Annotated in this window: 18 protein-coding genes, 1 tRNA gene and 1 riboswitch; of the genes, 9 read left to right on the forward strand and 10 right to left on the reverse strand. The window is 64.8% G+C overall.

What is annotated here, in order from left to right; translation table 11 throughout:
* Positions 1-62 precede the first annotated feature (62 nt).
* Positions 63-243, reverse strand: a riboswitch (cyclic di-AMP (ydaO/yuaA leader).
* A gap of 85 nt (positions 244-328) precedes the next feature.
* On the reverse strand, positions 329-1,024 hold the full coding sequence (locus OIU93_RS02810; RefSeq protein ID WP_264268529.1) for a metal-dependent transcriptional regulator: 696 nt from the start codon (positions 1,022-1,024) through the stop codon (positions 329-331).
* Between the two features lie 198 nt (positions 1,025-1,222).
* Here OIU93_RS02810 and serC point away from each other — a divergent pair, with 198 nt between their 5' ends.
* Positions 1,223-2,344 carry a phosphoserine transaminase gene (gene serC / locus OIU93_RS02815; RefSeq protein ID WP_264268530.1) on the forward strand — a complete coding sequence of 374 codons (1,122 nt, stop codon included), beginning with the start codon at positions 1,223-1,225 and terminating at the stop codon, positions 2,342-2,344.
* 178 nt (positions 2,345-2,522) lie between these two features.
* Here serC and OIU93_RS02820 read toward each other — a convergent pair whose 3' ends face one another.
* Together OIU93_RS02820 and OIU93_RS02825 are read right to left on the reverse strand one after the other, a co-directional pair.
* On the reverse strand, positions 2,523-3,038 hold the full coding sequence (locus OIU93_RS02820; protein ID WP_264268531.1) for a DUF3027 domain-containing protein: 516 nt from the start codon (positions 3,036-3,038) through the stop codon (positions 2,523-2,525).
* A gap of 4 nt (positions 3,039-3,042) precedes the next feature.
* Positions 3,043-3,426 (reverse strand): cold-shock protein, encoded by a 384-nt coding sequence (locus OIU93_RS02825; protein ID WP_264268532.1) that lies wholly within the window; start codon positions 3,424-3,426, stop codon positions 3,043-3,045.
* 252 nt (positions 3,427-3,678) lie between these two features.
* On the opposite strand from OIU93_RS02825, the gene OIU93_RS02830 reads away from it, so the two are divergent.
* From OIU93_RS02830 to OIU93_RS02850, 5 genes are all read left to right on the forward strand, one after another.
* Positions 3,679-3,909 carry a hypothetical protein gene (locus OIU93_RS02830; protein ID WP_264268533.1) on the forward strand — a complete coding sequence of 77 codons (231 nt, stop codon included), beginning with the start codon at positions 3,679-3,681 and terminating at the stop codon, positions 3,907-3,909.
* A gap of 133 nt (positions 3,910-4,042) precedes the next feature.
* Positions 4,043-4,753 carry a response regulator transcription factor gene (locus tag OIU93_RS02835; protein WP_217388348.1) on the forward strand — a complete coding sequence of 237 codons (711 nt, stop codon included), beginning with the start codon at positions 4,043-4,045 and terminating at the stop codon, positions 4,751-4,753.
* Between the two features lie 52 nt (positions 4,754-4,805).
* A complete protein-coding gene (locus OIU93_RS02840; protein WP_310289501.1) occupies positions 4,806-6,275 on the forward strand; it encodes an ATP-binding protein in 1,470 nt (489 codons plus the stop codon).
* A 185-nt stretch (positions 6,276-6,460) separates the two neighbouring features.
* A complete protein-coding gene (locus OIU93_RS02845) occupies positions 6,461-6,751 on the forward strand; it encodes a WXG100 family type VII secretion target (protein WP_264268534.1) in 291 nt (96 codons plus the stop codon).
* A 54-nt stretch (positions 6,752-6,805) separates the two neighbouring features.
* Positions 6,806-7,702, forward strand: coding sequence for a DUF4031 domain-containing protein (locus OIU93_RS02850; RefSeq protein WP_264268535.1), 897 nt, complete (start codon positions 6,806-6,808; stop codon positions 7,700-7,702).
* Between the two features lie 17 nt (positions 7,703-7,719).
* Here OIU93_RS02850 and OIU93_RS02855 read toward each other — a convergent pair whose 3' ends face one another.
* From OIU93_RS02855 to OIU93_RS02870, 4 genes are all read right to left on the reverse strand, one after another.
* Complete coding sequence (locus tag OIU93_RS02855) at positions 7,720-8,478, reverse strand: phosphotransferase (RefSeq protein ID WP_264268536.1); 759 nt, start codon at positions 8,476-8,478, stop codon at positions 7,720-7,722.
* Positions 8,479-8,692: 214 nt separating this feature from the next.
* Positions 8,693-10,330: a chaperonin GroEL gene (gene groL, locus OIU93_RS02860; protein WP_264268537.1), complete on the reverse strand. Its 1,638-nt coding sequence runs from the start codon at positions 10,328-10,330 to the stop codon at positions 8,693-8,695.
* Positions 10,331-10,610: 280 nt separating this feature from the next.
* The gene (locus OIU93_RS02865) at positions 10,611-11,270 is read right to left on the reverse strand and encodes a LytR C-terminal domain-containing protein (RefSeq protein WP_264268538.1); all 660 of its coding nucleotides are present in this window, start codon (positions 11,268-11,270) and stop codon (positions 10,611-10,613) included.
* Positions 11,271-11,364: 94 nt separating this feature from the next.
* Entirely contained in the window at positions 11,365-11,661 is a 297-nt protein-coding gene (locus OIU93_RS02870) for a DUF3263 domain-containing protein (RefSeq protein WP_264268539.1), read from the reverse strand.
* Between the two features lie 135 nt (positions 11,662-11,796).
* Between OIU93_RS02870 and OIU93_RS02875 the strand changes: the two genes are divergently transcribed.
* Positions 11,797-12,570, forward strand: a complete 774-nt coding sequence (locus tag OIU93_RS02875; protein WP_264268540.1) for a uracil-DNA glycosylase — start codon at positions 11,797-11,799, stop codon at positions 12,568-12,570.
* Here the strand turns inward: OIU93_RS02875 and OIU93_RS02880 are convergent.
* Entirely contained in the window at positions 12,567-14,396 is a 1,830-nt protein-coding gene (locus OIU93_RS02880) for a threonine/serine exporter family protein (protein ID WP_264268541.1), read from the reverse strand. The two genes, OIU93_RS02875 and OIU93_RS02880, sit on opposite strands and share 4 nt — an antisense overlap.
* A 199-nt stretch (positions 14,397-14,595) precedes the next feature.
* Between OIU93_RS02880 and OIU93_RS02885 the strand changes: the two genes are divergently transcribed.
* Positions 14,596-15,654 (forward strand): LLM class flavin-dependent oxidoreductase, encoded by a 1,059-nt coding sequence (locus OIU93_RS02885; protein ID WP_264268542.1) that lies wholly within the window; start codon positions 14,596-14,598, stop codon positions 15,652-15,654.
* Between the two features lie 77 nt (positions 15,655-15,731).
* On the opposite strand, the gene OIU93_RS02890 is transcribed toward OIU93_RS02885, so the two are convergent.
* Positions 15,732-15,808: transfer RNA gene (locus OIU93_RS02890), tRNA-Val, on the reverse strand.
* A 477-nt stretch (positions 15,809-16,285) separates the two neighbouring features.
* Here OIU93_RS02890 and OIU93_RS02895 point away from each other — a divergent pair.
* A complete protein-coding gene (locus OIU93_RS02895; protein ID WP_264268543.1) occupies positions 16,286-16,870 on the forward strand; it encodes a GNAT family N-acetyltransferase in 585 nt (194 codons plus the stop codon).
* Positions 16,871-16,934: 64 nt separating this feature from the next.
* On the opposite strand, the gene OIU93_RS02900 is transcribed toward OIU93_RS02895, so the two are convergent.
* Positions 16,935-18,419 (reverse strand): acetyl-CoA hydrolase/transferase family protein, encoded by a 1,485-nt coding sequence (locus OIU93_RS02900; RefSeq protein WP_264268624.1) that lies wholly within the window; start codon positions 18,417-18,419, stop codon positions 16,935-16,937.
* Positions 18,420-19,102 lie beyond the last annotated feature (683 nt).

Consider the following 19,102-nt stretch of genomic DNA (forward strand, 5'->3'; position numbering starts at 1 on the left):
GGCGAAGCATCAACGGGTCCGGAAGCACGGCGGCGCCCGGGAGTGTGCTGCTGAGTCAAATGTCAACCTCTCATGTATCGCCTGCGAAGTTAGCTGTCGGATTCGAGTCATGAGATCAACTCGGCAGAGCCTACATAGTGGACTCAGCTTCACCCCAAGATCCATGGTCCAAGACCAGGAACGGCTGAATGGGTCCTCCGCCCCTACCGGGAATTCTTGCTCCGCGATCCGCCGGTAGGGTTATGCGAACCGGATCGGGACTAGATTGCCTAGGTGCAACCCAACGTGAAACACTACCGGGATTAATGTCAAAGTTACAATTCCGTTATCAATCCATGCGGCGGACAAACACGTGGGCGCTGACTTCCGTCGGAAGCTCCAGCGCGCCCTCGATCCCCTGCACCCGAACAACGACGTAATCGCCGGCCCGTTCGAGGGTGACTAGGGCGCCTGGGCGGATGCCACCCTCATCGAGCTGCACCAGCAGCTCGGGTTCCACCTGGATGGTTTCGGCCAGTCGCTCGACGCGGACCGGGCCCGTATTCCCGTCGACCAGGGCCGAATCGAGACTTTGGACACGTATCGAGATTTCACCCAGTTCCGGCCCTCCCAGGGTCTCGAGCCCGGGGATCGGATTTCCATAGGGAGAGGACTCGGGCGAACCGAGCAACTTGAACAGGCGCTGCTCCACGCGCTCGCTCATCACGTGCTCCCAACGGCAGGCCTCTTCATGGACGTACTCCCACTCCAAGCCAATGACGTCGGCGAGCAGGCGTTCGGCCAGACGGTGCTTGCGCATCACGCCCGTTGCAACTTCTGCGCCATGTGAGGTCAGTTCGAGGTGGCGGTCGGTGGTCACCACGACCAGTCCGTCGCGCTCCATGCGGGCCACCGTCTGTGAAACCGTGGGCCCGGAGTGCCCCAGTCGCTCGGCAATGCGCGCGCGCAGGGCAATGATGCCCTCTTCCTGGAGTTCCAGGATGGTGCGCAAGTACATTTCGGTGGTATCGATCAAATCTGACACGTTTGCAGCTCCCGCAGGGGTTGATTGTTACAAGAGATCACTACGCGATCCACTCTACCCGCGTTCACATTGGCGACTCGCTATTACACAATGGGCCGCCCAGTGCGCGATTATTGAACCACTGGGCACCCTCAATGCGCATCGGATTGCCGCATCGGAAGTGCCCACAGCGGATAACCCCCCCTTATGAGGAGCAACATGAGCACCGGCGTGACCATCCCCCAAGACCTTTTGCCCGTGGACGGACGATTCGGCGCAGGACCTTCCAAGGTCCGCCCCGAACAGATCCAGGCTCTCATCGATGCCGGCACGCAACTCCTGGGGACCTCTCACCGCCAGGCCCCGGTGAAGAACCTGGTCCGCGACATCCAGGAAGGCCTCAAGACGTTCTTCAACGCCCCGGCCGACTACGAAGTGGTCCTGGGCGTGGGCGGATCCACCGCGTTCTGGGACATTGCCGCATTCGGCCTGGTCCGCCACAAGGCCCAGCACCTCTCCTTTGGCGAGTTCGGCTCGAAGTTCGCCGCCGCAACCAACAAGGCGCCCTTCCTTGAGCCGTCCTCCATCATCGTCTCCGAACCAGGCACCCGGCCTGTTCCCGTGGCCGAGGCAGGCGTGGATGTATACGCTTGGCCCCAAAACGAGACCTCCACGGGCGTCGCTGCACCGGTTCACCGCGTTGAAGGCGCCGACGAGGGATCGCTTGTCCTCATCGACGCGACCTCCGCAGCCGGCGGACTGGACGTCGACGTCTCGCAGGCAGATGTGTACTACTTCGCCCCGCAGAAGAACTTCGCCTCCGATGGCGGCTTGTGGATTGCGCTCTTCTCCCCCGCGGCCATCGCCCGCGCCGAGGAAATTGCCGCCTCCGGCCGCTGGATCCCGGACTTCCTGAGCCTGAAGACGGCGATCGACAACTCGCGCCTGAACCAGACGTACAACACCCCGGCCCTGTCCACCCTGGTCACTCTCAACGCCCAGGTGCAGTGGCTCAACGCCAACGGCGGCCTGGCGTTCGCCGCAGCCCGCACCGCGGACTCGGCCTCCCGCATCTACGACTGGGCCGAGGCTTCCGAAGTGGCGACCCCGTACGTCACCGCCCCCGGGGAACGCTCCAACGTCATTGCCACGATCGACTTCGACGATTCGATCGATGCCGCTGCGGTGGCCAAGACCCTGCGCGCCAACGGCGTGGTCGATGTCGAGCCGTACCGCAAGCTCGGCCGCAACCAGCTGCGAGTGGCGACCTTCGTCGCCATTGAGCCCGAGGACGTTTCGTCCCTGCTCAAGTGCATCGAATACGTGCTGAAGAACAGCTAGCTTCTTCAGCCTACGAATCGGGCGGCGCCCACCCACGGTTGATCCCGCGGGTGGGCGCCGCCCGATCTATTTGAGCCGATACCTGCCGCCCGACGGCAAGGGAGCGGGTAGCCATCCAACGATCGCTACCCGCTCCCTTGTTCATTTCAGGGGACAAGTCCCCTGGTTGCCTATTCAGCTATTTGACGTCTTCGTCCCAGACGTCTTCACCGGAGGCGACTTCGTCCGTCGCGGCCGCGGATTCGGTCTCGGTTTCCGCGGATTCTTCCTCCGTGCCTGAGGGGGCGGAATTGTCCGAGCCCTCCGGAGCCGATGCTTCGGCGATACCGTCCGCAACTGCGGCGGCGTCTTCGGCGGCCTGGCGCTCGGCGTCCATTTCCTCCGGTCGAACTCGCTCGGCCCACGGCACCCAGGCCGGGGCCAGCAGTGCGTCCTCGCCGGGAAGGATCCCGACCTCGCACACCGTGAGGTCCTTGGCCTGGGCACGCGGGATGCGGGTCAGCGTGGCAAACCAGCTCCAGCCCTCGTAGCCGGGGAGCAACACGTCGAAGCGGTGGGTCACCAGGCGTTCGCCGTCGTTCACGGCTTCCTGGTATTCTCCGATCGTTGCCTCGTCGGTGATTTCCAGCAGCGCCTTGCGCGCCTGGTCCACGGCCTTGGCCAGTGTCGTATCGAGCATTACTTTGCGGGACATGGGTTCAGGCATCCAAATCGTCGGCTACGGCGCGCAGCACTGCTGCAACCTTGGCGCCTTGGGCTTTTTCGGGGTAACGGCCCCTGCGCAGTCCGTTGGAGACCGAGTCGAGCACCTTGATGAGGTCTTCGATCAGCACCGCGGTGTCCTCGGCAGGCTTGCGCTTGGCGCGGGCCACCGAGGGTGCGTCGTCAATGATGCGAACGCTCAGGGCCTGGGCACCCTTGCGGCCTTCGGCGACACCGAATTCCATGCGGGTACCCGGTCGCAGCTCGGTCGTGCCCACGGGCAGCGCCGAGGCATTCAAGTACACTTCCTGGCCTTCGTCGGTCACCAGGAACCCGAACCCCTTGGAGGGCTCGTACCACTTCACTTTGCCGGTTGGCACGTCTAACTACCTCGTTCTTGCGTCTCAATGGGGCAACGACGGCGGGCCATTCAGGTTCCGCGTTCCCATTTCTGGCGATGTCCCGGCGCGAAACCACGCAGCCCGTCCCCCTATGGAGGGCTTGCGGGCGGGCTCATGCGTCCGGGGAAGTCTATATCTTCTAGGGTACGACATCAGCGGCGTGCCCCCTTCCCACCCACGGGCCAGGGCCTCCATGATGGCCGTTTCGCCGGTGCACGGTAGTTTTAAGGGGTGAACACCTCCGCCGCCACCCCCACATCCCTACGCATCCTGACCTTTCTTGCCGGTGGCGTTGCCATCGCCTCACTCGCCGCGCTGGCCGTGATCCTCATCCAATACGCGATGCAGCTTTCCCCTGCCCCGGCGCTGCTGGCCGTGGCGCTCTATGGATTGCCGTTGGCGTTCATCCTGCTCATCGTGATCCTGGTGCTGAACTTCCGCGAGCGCCGCCGCTCCCACTAGCCCAGGTCCCCTGATACCCACCCAAGTGCCCTGCCGGCTCCGGGCATCTTGGGGGTGATCATGGGGCGCGGCACCCTTGCCCGCACACCAAACACACAGCGTTCTTACAGATAGCGGTTGCAGACTGGTACCCATGAATGCCAAAACCCCCGAAGCGAAGCTCCTGGTCGTCGACGACGAACCAAACATCCGCGAATTGCTCTCCACCTCCCTGCGTTTCGCGGGCTTCGAGGTGGTTGCCGCGGCGAACGGCCGCGAGGCCCTGGCAGCCGTGGAGGCCGACACCCCCGATCTGGCGGTGCTCGACGTGATGCTCCCGGACATGGACGGATTCACCATCACCCGCAGGCTGCGCGCCGCGGGCAAGCACTTCCCGGTCCTCTTCCTCACCGCACGCGACGACACCGAGGACAAGGTCACCGGGTTGACCGTCGGCGGGGACGACTACGTCACCAAGCCCTTCAGCCTCGACGAGGTGGTCGCCCGCATCCGTGCCGTGCTCCGGCGTACCCAGCCGGCCGAGGAAGACAGCGCGATCATCCGGGTGGATGACCTCGAGCTGGATGACGACGCGCACGAGGTCCGCCGCTCCGGCGAGGTCATCGAGCTTTCGCCCACCGAATTCAAGTTGCTGCGCTACCTGATGATGAATCCCAACCGGGTGCTGTCCAAGGCACAGATCCTTGACCACGTATGGGAATACGACTTCAACGGGGACGCTTCCATCGTGGAGTCCTACATTTCCTATCTGCGCCGCAAGATCGATTCCCGCGCCGAGTGGCCCTCGCTGATCCAAACCAAGCGCGGCGTCGGGTACCTCATGCGCACCGCCGACCGCCGCTAAGACGAAAGGCCGGTTCCCACACGTGGAAAGTGCCCGCAGATTCTGGCGACAGGTGTCGTTGCGGACCAAGCTCGTGGCGCTCATGAGCTCCCTGATGATCCTGGGGATCGTGGTCACGGCCGTCGGCTCTGCCCAGTCGCTGCGGCTGATGCTCACCGCACAGCTGGACACTGACCTGAGGTCCAACAGCGCGACGATCACTGCCACCATGCTCAATGACTATGCGGGCATTGCCAATATCAACCCCAAGTCCAACGGGCTCGCCCGTTTCTACGGGGATCTGCGCAACGAATCGGCCGAAATCCTCTACACCATGCCGCGCCGTGCCGCGCCGGACAACAAGCCGCTGGATGCCCCGGCTGTCGATGCGCAGGTCATCGAGCGCTTGCGGGAGGACCCCGCAGCCTCGCTCTCGGTGCCCGGCAGCACCCTGGGCTCCGCCGGGTGGCGGGTGCGCATCGTGGACCTACCGCGCACCGACTACGACCTCATCTATGCCCTGCCGATGACCTCGGTGCAGGACACCGTCACCAAGGCAACGATGCTGGTGATGTCCACCGGAATGCTGGCCACGCTGCTGATGTCGATGATCGCCTACGGGATCACCACCCGGGCCCTGCTGCCGTTGCTGCGCGTTGAACGCACGGCGGCGGCCATTGCCGCCGGGGACCTGTCCCGCCGCGTGGAGGACTACCCTCCGGAGACCGAGGTCGGACGGCTATCGCGCTCGCTCAACGCCATGCTGGCGCACATCGAACACGCCTTCCGCGGGCGTGCCGCTTCCGAACGCAAAATGCGAAGATTCGTCCAGGACGCCTCCCACGAACTGCGCACCCCGTTGGTGACCATCCAGGGCTACTCCGAGTTCTACCGGCAGGGCGGGCTCAACGACCCGGAAATGCTGCGCACCGCCATGGGGCGCATCGAGGCCGAGTCCAAGCGCATGGCCCAGCTCGTCGAGGACCTGCTGACCCTGGCGCGGCTCGACGAGCAGCGCCCGCTGGACCGCAAGCCCATCGATTTGCTCCTGCTGGCCGGTGACGCCGCCGAGGACACCCGGGTCAATGCCGTGAACCGCAAGGTGCGCCTGATCGGCCTGGATGGCGGGGCCCCGCAACCTGCACCCACTTCCGGGGACGAGGCCCGGCTGCGGCAGGTGGTGGCGAACCTGATGACCAACGCGCTGCGCTACACCCCCGAGGGCAGCGACATCGAGATCGCCGTGGGCGTCAAGCCGGTCATCGACGGAAGGTCCGATGCGGTGCTGGAAATCCGCGACCACGGCCCGGGGATTTCCGAGGAGGACGCGGGACGGGTGTTTGAGCGGTTCTACCGCGCCGATTCCTCGCGCCAGCGCGAGACCGGCGGCACCGGGCTGGGGTTGGCCATTGTCGCGGCGATTGCCGCGCAGCATGACGGCTCCATTCGACTCAGCGAGACCCCCGGCGGCGGGGCCACCATGTCGATCCACCTGCCCTACGTCAAACCCGAGGACGACCCGGCCGAGGATGAGGACGACTGACCCATCGGCCGCGGAGTTGTCCACACCCCGTCGCGACCACGGGGTCGCGGCGGGACAGGGGCCCTAGCCTGAACTCGGAGGCGTGCATCCATCCATGGCGCGCCTCCCGCCGGGCCGCTTGCGCCATTGCCATTGCGTCCCAAGGCCCGGTGCCAAACAGCCATTGCACGGGAGTGAAGCCAATCATGAGCACCTTTGCCGCCAACACCAACGAAATGCAGGCCCGGTCCATGAACCTGCATGCCACCATCGAGCGCGTGCGGGCGGAGGTGAACTCGCTGACCTCCTCGCTGCAGGACCTCCAGGGCACCTGGCAGGGAGCGGCCTCGACCAACTTCCAGTCCGTGGTGGCCGACTGGCGCAACACCCAGGCACGCGTCGAGGAATCCCTCTCCTCCATCGGCACCGCGCTGAACCGGGCCTCTGTGCAATACGACGAGGCGGAAGCCGCCAACGCCTCCCTGTTCACGTACTGACCTTTCCAAGGCCACTTGCCGGGACGGGGTGTGCAGGCGTATTAGTCTGGGGACGTGTCCATCCTCATTGATCCCCCGTTCTGGCCGGCCCACGGAACGCTCTTTTCGCATTTGGTCTCCGATGCGTCGCTGGACGAATTGCACGAATTTGCCAGGGAACAGGGCCTGCCCGAGCGCGCCTTCGACCGCGACCACTATGACGTGCCGCAAAAGCGCTACGACGACCTGGTCGCGGCCGGGGCCGTCCCGCTCCCGGCCACCGAGCTGGTGCGGCGGCTCATAGCCTCGGGGTTGCGCGTGCGGGCCAAGGAACGGCCCGAGCGCCTCGACGCGGTGCTGCTCGCGCGCTGGGACAACTTGGGCCTCAATGACCCGGGCTTGGGCCGCGAACTGCTGGGGTGCTGGAGCCAAGAGCAGCGCGTCTACCACGACAGGGCGCACCTGCTGGCGGTCCTGACGGCCCTGGACGCCCTGACGGGCGGGGCCGCCTCCGCGCAGTCACACCTGTCGGTGTATCTGGCGGCTTGGTTCCACGACGCGGTGTACCGCGGCACGGCAACCGATGAAGATGAATCTGCCGCGCTGGCCGCGGCACGCTTACCGGACCAAGGCATCGGCTCATCCGTTGTGGACGAGGTCGTGCGCCTGGTCCTGCTGACCAAGACGCACAAGCCCGCACCCGGCGATGTCGCCGGGGCCCTGCTCTGCGACGCGGACCTGGAGGTCCTGGCCCGTCCGGCGGCCGCCTACCGGCGATACACCGTGGCCGTGCGCCGCGAGTACGCCCACGTGCCTGACGCCGATTTTGCCCGCGGGCGTTCAGCGATCCTGCGCGCATTGCTGGCCGGCGGCTCGCTCTACTCCAGTGACAGGGGCCGGGCGTTGTGGGAAGAAGCCGCTCGGGCCAACCTCGTGGCTGAGCTTAAGGACCTGGAAGCCCTCGCCCCATAGGCTTCGGCTGCCTGGCCCTAAAGCGCAAGGGCTGACACCCAGAGCGCTTCGTGTTTCCTCACGAATCTGGCGGCATCGGCCCAATGCCGGCCATGCCCGTTGGCGAACATCCGGCCCCACGGCTGGACGTCCTTGAGATGGGCGTCGCGAAGAAAGCCGTACATGGCTTCGGTGCGTTCGCCCATGGCCGCCGGCAGCTTGGCGCGCAGATCGGCATCGGCCCTGTAGCCGTTTACGACCAACGTCCGCAACCGCGCCGCGGCCTGGTCCGGATCCTCACCGGAGACAAGAAGGGCAAGCGACTGGGCAGCATAGGCCAGATCCCAGAGACGCGTGCTTGGCCCCGCACCGTCCCAGTCGATGAAGGCCGGGCGGTCCCGGCCAACCAGGTTCCAGGGTGCCAGGTCGTTGTGGCAGATCAGGTCCTCACTGGGTGCCTGGATCAGGGTGGACCAGCAGTCGTCAGTGGATCGCTTGAAGCTTGCGGAGGCGTCATGGATCCGGCGTACCAGGTCCCATGCTTCTTCCAGGGGTTTCTGCGCCAGGGGCCGGTCGTGGGGCGCTGGGGCACCGGAAACAAATTCCGTAATTTGCCGGCCTTGCCTATCCCGGCCCAATGGCCGTGGGACCTCGGACAGCCCATGCTCACGGAGGTGGGCCATGAACCTGTGAACCGATGGCGTGCTTTCTAGCCAGGGCTTGCGCACTGTGGAACCGACGCGCACCACCTCACCGGCGGCGTTCCCGCCGACCAGCGGCACTTCGATGTGGGTCACGGCTCCATGCTAGCCCGCCGCAAGCAATCCCCCCATGCCTGAAGGCGTAACCGGCGCGCATGGCGGTCCGGGCGTCAGGAGCCCGTTAACGCCGCGAGCCGCCTTCCATGCGGTGTCCCATCCTCCCCGAGGGGGAACGGGACACCGTGGGAAAGCGGCTCACGGTTTAGTGCCAGGTACTGCTAACGCGCGGGGCGTGGTGAAACAGGAGGGATTAGAATCCGCCCATGCCGCCCATGCCACCCATGTCGTCGCCGCCCGGTGCTGCTGCGCCGGCCGGAACCGGCTTGTCAGCGACAACCGCTTCGGTGGTCAGGAACAGACCGGCAATGGAGGCGGCGTTCTGCAGGGCAGAGCGCGTAACCTTTACCGGGTCGTTCACGCCGGCGGCGAGGAGGTCCTCGTAGACGCCGGTGGCTGCGTTCAGGCCGTGACCTGCGGGCAGGCCCTTGACCTTGTCGGCGACAACGCCCGGCTCCATGCCGGCGTTGAAGGCGATCTGCTTCAGCGGAGCCTCGATGGCAACGCGGACGATGTTCGCACCGGTTGCTTCGTCGCCGGTCAATTCCAGCTTGGCGAATGCGGCAGCGCCAGCCTGGATGAGGGCCACGCCGCCACCGGCAACGATGCCTTCTTCAACGGCAGCCTTGGCGTTGCGCACTGCATCTTCGATGCGGTGCTTGCGTTCCTTGAGCTCGACCTCGGTAGCGGCACCGGCCTTGATGACTGCAACGCCGCCGGCCAGCTTGGCCAGACGTTCCTGCAGCTTCTCGCGGTCGTAGTCCGAATCGGAGTTCTCGATCTCGGCGCGAATCTGGTTCACGCGACCGGCGATCTCCTCGGCGTCGCCTGCACCCTCGACGATGGTGGTCTCGTCCTTGGTGACAACGACCTTGCGGGCGGAGCCCAGCAGGTCGATGGTGGCGTTTTCGAGCTTCAGGCCGATTTCCTCGGAGATGACCTGGCCACCGGTGAGGATGGCGATGTCGGCCAGCATGGCCTTGCGGCGGTCGCCGAAGCCCGGCGCCTTGACGGCGACGGACTTGAACAGGCCACGGATCTTGTTCACGATCAGGGTGGCAAGGGCTTCGCCTTCGATGTCCTCGGCGATGATCAGCAGCGGCTTGTTCGACTGCATGACCTTCTCAAGGATCGAAACCATGTCCTTGACGTTGGTGATCTTCGAGTTGACGATCAGGATGTACGGATCCTCAAGGACCGTTTCCTGACGCTCGTTGTCGGTAACGAAGTAGGCCGAGATGTAGCCCTTGTCGAAGCGCATGCCCTCGGTGAGCTCAAGCTCGAGTCCGAAGGTGTTCGACTCCTCGACGGTGATGACACCTTCCTTGCCGACCTTGTCCAGTGCCTCGGCGATCAGGGCGCCGATTTCGTTGTCGCCGGCGGAGATCGATGCGGTGGCGGCGATCTCTTCCTTGGTTTCGATTTCCTTGGCGGAAGCCAAGAGCTCAACGGTGACGGCCTCGACGGCCTTCTCGATGCCGCGCTTCAGGGACAGCGGGTCAGCGCCGGCGGCAACGTTGCGCAGGCCTTCCTTGACCAGTGCCTGTGCCAGGACGGTTGCGGTGGTGGTGCCGTCGCCTGCGACGTCATCGGTCTTCTTGGCAACTTCCTTGACGAGTTCCGCACCGATCTTCTCGTACGGATCCTCGAGCTCGATCTCCTTGGCAATGGAGACACCGTCGTTGGTGATCGTGGGGGCGCCCCACTTCTTTTCCAGAACGACGTTGCGACCACGCGGGCCAAGGGTGACCTTGACGGCGTCGGCCAGGATGTTCAGGCCGCGCTCAAGGCCGCGGCGTGCTTCCTCGTCAAATGCAATGATTTTGGCCATAGCGGCTTATGTCCTTTCGGGACGTTCATGCGTATCTACGACCTGAGGCAACGCCCGCGACGGACGAAGAATCCACGATGTCATGGGACGATCGCAAAAGCTTCTCGCTGCCCTGGTCAAGGACTCACTCAAACACCGCCCCAAGGCTGCATGTATCCGCTCGAAACTCCGATCGAATTAGCAGTCGGGACGTGCGAGTGCTAATACAAATCTTGGCACTCAACCACTCGGAGTGCAAGCTGTGGGTCTTTGCCGTAAGCGTATTGCGGCGCCAGTGCGGCTAGTTGTAGTTGCTTCCCAACACGATGGCGATATTGCCCGGGATGTTTGCGCTCTGCATGACCGAGGTGATGCCCAAGGCGTCGGCCGCGGCCTCCGCGGTGGCCCGATGGGTCTCGGCGCGGTAATAGACCGTGGAATAGTTGACTTTCTTGGTCCAGTTCGATGCCGCGACATTGCTGAACCCGGCATCCTGCAACTCCGTGCGCGCCTTGCCGGCAAGGCCGCCGACCTTTGCACCGTTGTAGACGCCCATTGCCATGGAGGTGTCAGCGTCTTCCGCCAGACCGCTTTCGCTGGCCTCGGTGGAGGAGCTGGCTTCCGTGGATTCGCTAGCCTCGTCCGCCGATTCGCTCTCTGCGGGCGTTTCGCTGGCTTCGTCTGCCGATGTGGACTCTGAGGAGTCCGCGGCGTCCTGGGTGCCCGAGGAGCTGGCGGCAACCGGTGCCGGGTCGGTCGTGGCGCCCGTGAGCTTGGGCAGGACCATGAAGGAGAAAAGTCCCACCACCAGTGCAATCGCCCCAAAGACCATCAGCCAACGCAAGCCGGATCGAGCCCCGCCCACGGACGCGGCGGAAGCCCAGCCGTTTTCGCGGTGCGAGCCGCTACGGTTGCTGAACTCTGGGACGCGATCAAATTCATCGCGCGGATAGTTGGTCATGCCCGTCCTCGGTGATCTGGCTTGCAATGTGGGCATGCGCGGCTGCAGGAATACAAGCGCGGCCGGGCCCCGAAACGCCAGACGTGCGTTGCAATCATGCCTCGGGTCCGAGCCGTTTCGCCGACCGAGCGCGATGCCTCGTCGTTCGTAGTCTACGCAATCGCTTGACCAGCATGGGGTCATGGGCCAGCGCTGCGTCCGTGTCGATGAGTGTGTTCAACAATTGGTAGTAGTTGGTTGGCGAGATGGAAAACAGCTCGGAGATGGCTTGTTCCTTGGCCCCGGCATACTTCCACCACTGGCGTTCCAGCGCGAGAATCCGCTGGGAACGCTCGTCCAGCCCGCTGGATTCGTCGAGCTCAAACTCGAGCTCAAGTGCCTCGGATGACATTGCACTTCCCTCAACTATCCGGTTCCCGGTTTACGGTGAACTACCGGGCAATCTGCCCCAACCGTAACTATTCTAACGTGTTGCCCCCGCAAACCGTTTGCCCTCTCGGCTTGGCATCTGCCCACAATGTATGTCATGGACACCCATGAGACGCCGCTCTTCGAGCTCCCCGAGCCGCAACCCGACACCACTGTTTTCCCCTTCGGCCAAGGACTCGCCGAGGCGGTGGACGGCGGATTCGTTGCCGCCGACTGGGCAGAGGCGCTTGCCCCGGTGGAGGGAAAGCTGGTGTCCCTCGCCAAGGAACTCGAAGCCAGGCGCGCCTCCGGCGAGCGCATCCTGCCCGCACCGCCGAACATCCTGCGCGCCTTCAGCCGCCCGTTGGCCGAGGCCCGGGTGTTGGTCATGGGCCAGGACCCTTACCCCACGCCCGGCCATTCCATGGGGCTGAGCTTTTCCGCCCTGCCCCAGGTGCGCCCGTTGCCACGCAGCCTGAAGAACATCTACCTCGAGCTGCACGAGGACACCGGCCTGCCGATCCCGGCACACGGCGACCTCTCCGCCTGGGCAAACCAGGGCGTGATGCTGTTGAACCGGGTGTTGACGGTGGCTGCGGGTGCCGCGGGTTCGCACCGACGGCTTGGCTGGGAGTCCGTCACCGATGCCGCCATGGCGGCGCTGGCGGCACGCGGGGGGCCGCTGGTGGCGATCCTGTGGGGCAAGGACGCCCAGGCGCTGGCGCCGGCGCTGGGCTCGATCCCCATCATTGCCTCGGCCCATCCCTCGCCCCTTTCGGCGCGGCACGGGTTTTTCGGCTCCAGGCCCTTCACCCGGGCAAACGCGCTGTTGGTGCAGGCTGGCGGCGCGCCCATCGACTGGGCACTGCCTCTGGTGGTCCCGCGCGGCTAGCGGCGGCGGATGTTTCGGCGCTCCGCCAGCACCTCGGCACCGATCAGCGGGCGGGCGATGGTGTCGCCGAAGACCACACCCCCGGCAATCGCCATCATGATGGTGAACGCGGTGAACATCTGCACGATGGCCGAGTTCATGTCGTCGACGTCAAAGACGATCCCGTACATGGAACGGAAGATCATCAACCCGGGCAGCAGGAACACGATGGCGGGGGCGGCCAGCACCAGCTGCGGAGCACCCATCTTGTAGGCCACCCAGCGCCCGGCCAGGCCGACGAAGGTCGCCGCGACGGCCGGCGCGGCCCGGTCTCCCACGCCCAGGGCCTGGATCCCCAGCAGGATCAGGTAGCCGAGCAGGGCGATGCCGCCGGTGGGCAGCAGGAGCTTAGGTTCCGATTGCTCGGTGATCGCGCCCATGATGACCGCCGCAACGACCAAGGCCGCCAGCAACCAGCCGGGATAGGAAATCGTGTCGATGACCCGCACGTCCAGCTCCGGGGCGCCCAGTAGCTCGCCGCCGACCAGTGCCGTCATGATCCCCGTCAGGATCGCGGCATAGGTCAGTGCAGCGGAGAAAAACCGTCCGGCGGCGGTGACGGGGAACCCGTTGATGGCATCCTGCAGGGCGGAGACAAACCGGGCCGAGGGCAACAACAGCAGGATGCCGCCGGCGACCACCAACGCCGCGTCCATGGGCGCATTCAGGGCGTGGAAGAGCACCGCGATGGCCGTGACGACAAAGCTTGCGGTGGCAATCGAGAAAAACTCGGGCACGCGCCAGCGTGCCGCGTACTTGATGATCTGTCCGACAGCCAACGAGGAGACGAAGGCCAGGATCGCCCCGGGCAGGGAGCCGCCGATGAAGATCACGAAGAAGGCAGCAAAGGCGCCGGCGGCCGAGCCGATCATCCAGCGCGGGAAGGGCTTGGGCCGACGCGAGATCTCCCGCAGCCGGTCCACCGACTGCTGCCGGGTCACGCCTCCGGAGACGATGTCGGAAACCAGCCGATGCACCTCCGCCAACCCGGCAAAGTTGTTGGTCCAGGAGCGCACCACGCGCAGCATCGAAAACGACTCACCCTCCGGCGGGGAAAAGTTCAAGTGGATCGACTGGTTGGTGATGTCGACGTCCGTGTAGCTGAGCCCGAGGGCCGCGGTCACGGCAATGACGCTGGTTTCCACTTCCAAGGCGCCGGCACCGTAGCGGAACATGGTTTCAGCAAGGTCCAGGGCGAATTCCAGGGTCTTGCGCGCCGAGGCGTCCTGTGCGGCATTGACCTTCGGGTTGGCATAGGGGGTTCCCTTGAGCCGCTCGACGATGTTGAACGCCTGGGTGGGCGGGGTGTCGGAGGCCAGCAAACGCGAAATCATGCGCTTGGCTGCAGGGTTCGCGCGCGGCGGCAGCGCCGGGGCACCCGTGGAGGTGATGCCCACCTGGCCGGTCTTGGCGTTGATGGCGTCCTGGGCCAGCGTGGTGGGCCGCGGCCGCTTCGTGGGCTTGGCAGGCTTGGGCGCCTTGGGCGGCCTGGGGCCTCCGACCCGCTTGGCGGCCGGCCTTCCCGAGGGCTTGCCCGCCTGTTTGGGAACGGGCTTCGTGGGCGCCGGCGCGACGGCCGGCGTGCCGGTTGCCGGTTTGCCGGTTGCCGGCGTGTCAAGGTGGGGGAACAGCGGGGAGTTCTTGGCGTGCGCGGCAGCGTCCTTCAGGGCCTGGGCAATATGGGTCATTTCCCCCGCTTCGACACGGCGAATGCTTGAGACCTGCGGGTTGGGATCCTCGCCCGGTGACGCCGGGGCGGTGGCGTCCGGCCCCTTACCTGAAGACACGCTTCCTCCTGTCGTTTGCGCTTGCTTCACCCACCATACCGCCGCCTTATGGCCCATTGATCCACTGGCCACGCAACTCACATTTGACTGATTGGACACAGTGCGACGCCGGACCCCGGGAATATCCGCAAGGATTCCGGAGTTGAGCCACAATGAATGCAAACGCATATAACTCACGACAGGAGAAACACGGGAAATCATGAGTGAATCCACCGCGAATACACAGCAATTCGAGATCGGCATCGAGACCTTCGGCGACATCACCGACGACGCCAATGGCCAACCGCTCCACCCGGCCCAGGTCCTGCGCAACGTGGTCGCCGAGGCCAAGGCCGCCGAGGCCGCCGGACTCGACTTCTTTGGGGTGGGCGAACACCACCGCGACGACTACTCGGTCTCCGCCCCCGAGGTGGTCCTGGGCGCCATCGCCTCGGTGACCGAAAGGATCAAGCTAGGATCCGCCGTAACCGTGTTGAGCTCGGATGACCCGGTGCGCGTCTACGAACGCTTTGCAACCGTCGATGGCCTGTCCAACGGACGTGCAGAGGTCATCCTGGGGCGCGGCTCCTTCATCGAGTCCTTCCCGCTCTTTGGTTACGAGCTTTCCGACTATGAGCTGCTCTTCGAGGAGAAGCTCGCGCTCTTCGCCAAGCTGCGCAAGGGCGAACCTGTCAGCTGGTCCGGTCAGACCCGCTCCGCGCTGCGGAACCAGTCGGTCTACCCGCCGATTGAAAACGGCACCCTGGACGCCTGGGTGGGCGTGGGCGGCAGCCCCGAATCGGTAGTCCGTGCGGCACGGCACGGCCTGCCGCTGTTCCTGGCTATCATTGGCGGGCAGCCCATGGCCTTCGAGCCGCTGACCCGGCTCTACAAGCGATCGCTAGAGGAATTCGGACACCAGCCCCAGCGCATCGGTGCGCACTTCCACGGCCTGGTGGCCGACAGCGACCAAGAGGCACTGGACCAGCTGTGGCCGCACTACAAGCTCACCATGGACCGGTTGGGCTCCGAGCGCGGCTGGCCGCCGGCGAGCCGCATGCGTTTCGAGGCCTCGGCGGGCCGCGACGGATCACTGCTGGCCGGCAGCCCGGAGACCGTGGCCCAGAAGATTGTCCGCTTTGCGAGCGGGCTTGGCCTTTCGCGTGCCGACATCAAATACTCTGCCGGCTCGTTGCCGCACGAGACCATGATGCGAAGCATCGAATTGCTGGGGACCAAGGTCAAGCCCCTGGTCCTGGAGATGCTCGAGGCAAAGTAGGGGGCCGTGGCTTCCCGCGGAAGCGCGCACCATGCTTAACGAAAAGAACCCCCGGTTTTCCGGGGGTTCTTTTCCGTTGGTGGTTCTTAGCAGACTCGAACTGCTGACCTCTCGCGTGTGAAGCGAGCGCTCTAACCAACTGAGCTAAAGAACCGCGCTGCGTCTCCCAAAGGAGTACCTAGCAAGATTAGCCGAGCACCGCGGTGCACGCCAAATCGACATCAAATCCAACGGCGCTCCCCGACCTGCGACCCGCTCGCCCCACCGGCTGCAAGCCTTCGGTTTTCGCGCCACGCCCGGGCATCAAATACACAGGTGAAATGCTGGCGAACGAACCACTCAGCGAACCCGTCAAAACCCCCGGAATCGCGGTGATTTTCGACGCTTGAAACCACGCCGTGCGGAGGACGTTTCGGGGCAACCGGCGCGTCGCGCCCAAGCCGTATTTACAACATGGCTTTCGGCAGGTAATAATTTCACTGTCGACTTCTTCGACGCCCAAACTGGGCCCTACAAGGAAGCTGCCGGGAACCGCCGGCAGCGGTCCCCTACCGGCCAAAGAACCGGCCCGGCGTAATTCCGGGAACCCCTTCTTTCGTTCGCTCTCTTTTTGCTTAGAGGACCGCTCCCAGTGCTTCCCAACATCGAGTATTCCCTGTCTTACTCCGCGCCCACCGGCATCGAACGCGATGCCCTCTCCGCGCTCGCCCTGAACCCTGACGCGCGCTGGCACGAACGCATGGACCATGCCCTGTTTGTGGTCACCGCGCTGCACGAGGGTATCCGGGTTGGCCTCGGAATCGTACACAATTCCGTCACCGCACCGACCCATGCACCGCGCCCCATGGAGCTTGGTGGCATGTTCGTGCACCCCGCCTATCGCAGGCTGGGCATCCGCCAGTACATGGCCGAATCACGGCTGACCTACGCATTGTCCATGGGTGGCACCCCGATCACCGTGATCGACAACCGCAACCAGGCTTCATGGGGCTACTACGAGCGCTCGTCCCGATGGGCGCGCGAACGCGAATACACCGGTTACTTCACCGGACTGCCCATGACGATCTGGGTATCCACGGAGTCCTCTTGGCACCGCACCGGCATGGGATTGACCCCGCTGGTCCCGGCCCAGCCGAACACCGTGCTTCCCCAAGGCCTGAACCGGGCAGAGCCGCTTGGTTTTGGCCCCGACCAGGGAAACCCCGTGCCCGCATAAAGCATGGAGCCCGTTTTGCCCACCCCAAAGGCGTGCAAAACGGGCTCCACTGGGTTGCCGGACCCTATGCTTCCGCCGCTGCCGGACGCATGTCGCCGGTGTCGATGTAGCGCTGGTGCCAGGACAACGACTCTCCGAGCAGGTGCGGTGTGTGCTTGCCGTAGCTGCCCATTTTGGCGCGGTCGAAGTAGTCCTGCAGCATAGGGCGGTATGCCGGTGCCGCGCACTTGTCGATGACCACCTGGGCACGCTGCTTGGGCGAGAGCCCGCGCAGGTCGGCCAGTCCCTGTTCGGTAATCAGGATCATGGTGTCGTGCTCAGTATGGTCCACGTGGCTGGCCATCGGCACGATGCCGGAGATCTTGCCGCCCTTGGCGACCGACGGTGACATGAACACCGAGAGGTAGCCATTGCGGGCGAAGTCGCCCGAGCCGCCGATGCCGTTCATGACGTGCGAGCCGACCACATTGGTGGAATTCACGTTGCCGTAGATGTCGGCCTCGATCATCCCGTTCAGGGCGATGCAGCCCAGCCGGCGCACGAGCTCGGGGTGGTTGGAGATTTCCTGCGGGCGCAGCAGGATGCGCTCGCGGTAGAAGTCCACGTGCCTGTTGAACTCGTCGATGCCGTCGGAGGACAGAGAGAAGGAGGTTGCCGAGGCGAAGCCCAGGGTCCCGTCCTTGAGGAGGGACAGCATGCCGTCCTGGATGACCTCGGTGTAGGCCTGCAGGCCCTCGTAGCCTCCGCGCGCCAGCCCGGCGAGCACCGCATTGGCGATGTTTCCCACGCCCGATTGCAGCGGCAGCAGCTTGTCGGTCAGGCGCCCCGCCCTGATCTCGTGGTCAAGGAAGTCCAGCAGGTGGTCGGCGATCTGCGTGCTGGTCGCATCGACCGGGGCAAAGGGGCTCAGCCGGTCAGGGGCGTTGGTTTCAACCACGGCGACGATCTTGGCCGGGTCCACGCGCAGGTAGGGCTCGCCGATGCGCTGGTCGGCGGTGGTCATCTCGATGGGCTTGCGGTGCGGCGGCAGCGCGGTGCCGTAGTAGATGTCGTGCATGCCCTCCATGGCGGCGGACTGCTGGCTGTTGACCTCGATGATGACCTTGTCGGCCATGTCCAGCCAGGTCTTGTTGTTGCCCACCGAAGAGGACGGGATCAGGCTGCCGTCCTCCTTGATGCCCACCACCTCGATGATCGCCAGGTCGATCTTGCCGTAGAAGCCGAACCAGGCGTGCTGGGCCACGTGGGAGAGGTGGATGTCCATGTATTCCATCTCGCCGTCGTTGATGCGCCGGCGCAGCTCCGGATCCGACATGTAGGGCAGGCGCAGATCCATGCCCCCGGCCCGGGCGAGCACCCCGTCAAGCTCCGGGGCCGTCGAAGCCCCGGTGAGCACGTTGATCTTGAACGGATTCCCCGAGGCCTGTTCCTTTTCCATGAGGGCGGCGAGCGCTCCCGGGACGGCTTTCGGGTAGCCGGCGCCGGTGAAGCCGCTCATGGCCACCGTCATGCCGGGCTTGACCAAGGCCGCGGCCTGTTCGGCCGGCATTCGAAGGTCGAGAAACTTGGGGTATTGGATCCGATCGTGCACGGCTGCCCTTCCTGAAGATGTGTGACACACACGCGCTGCTTCGTGTCATTCGCGCCACTTTAGTCGGTGATCGCGTCACATTTGGGCCACTTTGCGCCTTCGATGCGCCGAACCGTTGGCTGGCTCGGTGAGGCGGTCAGTATTTGCGGTGACTGGCACCCGGCAGCAAACCTCCCGGATACCCTGGCAGGATCGAGGGGCGCCGGAAATGGGTGGGGGTAGTTGGGGTGCCGCGAGGCCATGGTCATCACGGACCGGGTCGCTGGTTCGGGCATCCCGGCCCGGCTGCTTGATCCCCAGTTCTTCGCTCGGCCGGACCAACGACAAACGGGCGCACCGGCCAAATCAATGGCAGACGCCCCCGTTTCCCTATTCATAGACCAGGACAATTCATTCTCGTGCCAGCCAGATTCCTCTGTGGTCTGCGGTTGGTTCCTGATGCCGCATGTGGGCCTTCCGGTAGCGCGCGACCATGGCGAAGGACAGCGCACATAGTAGGCCGAATCATCGTGAAGGCCGCAATGACCAGCTCTTCATGACCTGGTGTCATAGTGGTCGGTCATTCACGACAGGGCGGCAGATCGACGGGCGTGCCGCGCTTTATTCACCGCCGGACGCGCCGTGTTCGACGCCGGGAGGCG

The organism is Paeniglutamicibacter sp. ZC-3, assembly GCF_025847175.2.
Lineage (GTDB): Bacteria > Actinomycetota > Actinomycetes > Actinomycetales > Micrococcaceae > Paeniglutamicibacter > Paeniglutamicibacter sulfureus.

Coding starts and splice junctions, on each gene's coding strand:
- serC (WP_264268530.1), top strand. CDS start 1,223: ATGAGCACCGGCGTGACCATCCCCCAAGACCTTTTGCCCGTGGACGGA.
- OIU93_RS02820 (WP_264268531.1), bottom strand. CDS start 3,038: ATGTCCCGCAAAGTAATGCTCGATACGACACTGGCCAAGGCCGTGGAC.
- OIU93_RS02835 (WP_217388348.1), top strand. CDS start 4,043: ATGAATGCCAAAACCCCCGAAGCGAAGCTCCTGGTCGTCGACGACGAA.
- OIU93_RS02845 (WP_264268534.1), top strand. CDS start 6,461: ATGAGCACCTTTGCCGCCAACACCAACGAAATGCAGGCCCGGTCCATG.
- groL (WP_264268537.1), bottom strand. CDS start 10,330: ATGGCCAAAATCATTGCATTTGACGAGGAAGCACGCCGCGGCCTTGAG.
- OIU93_RS02865 (WP_264268538.1), bottom strand. CDS start 11,270: ATGACCAACTATCCGCGCGATGAATTTGATCGCGTCCCAGAGTTCAGC.
- OIU93_RS02870 (WP_264268539.1), bottom strand. CDS start 11,661: ATGTCATCCGAGGCACTTGAGCTCGAGTTTGAGCTCGACGAATCCAGC.
- OIU93_RS02875 (WP_264268540.1), top strand. CDS start 11,797: ATGGACACCCATGAGACGCCGCTCTTCGAGCTCCCCGAGCCGCAACCC.
- OIU93_RS02885 (WP_264268542.1), top strand. CDS start 14,596: ATGAGTGAATCCACCGCGAATACACAGCAATTCGAGATCGGCATCGAG.
- OIU93_RS02900 (WP_264268624.1), bottom strand. CDS start 18,419: ATGCCGGCCGAACAGGCCGCGGCCTTGGTCAAGCCCGGCATGACGGTG.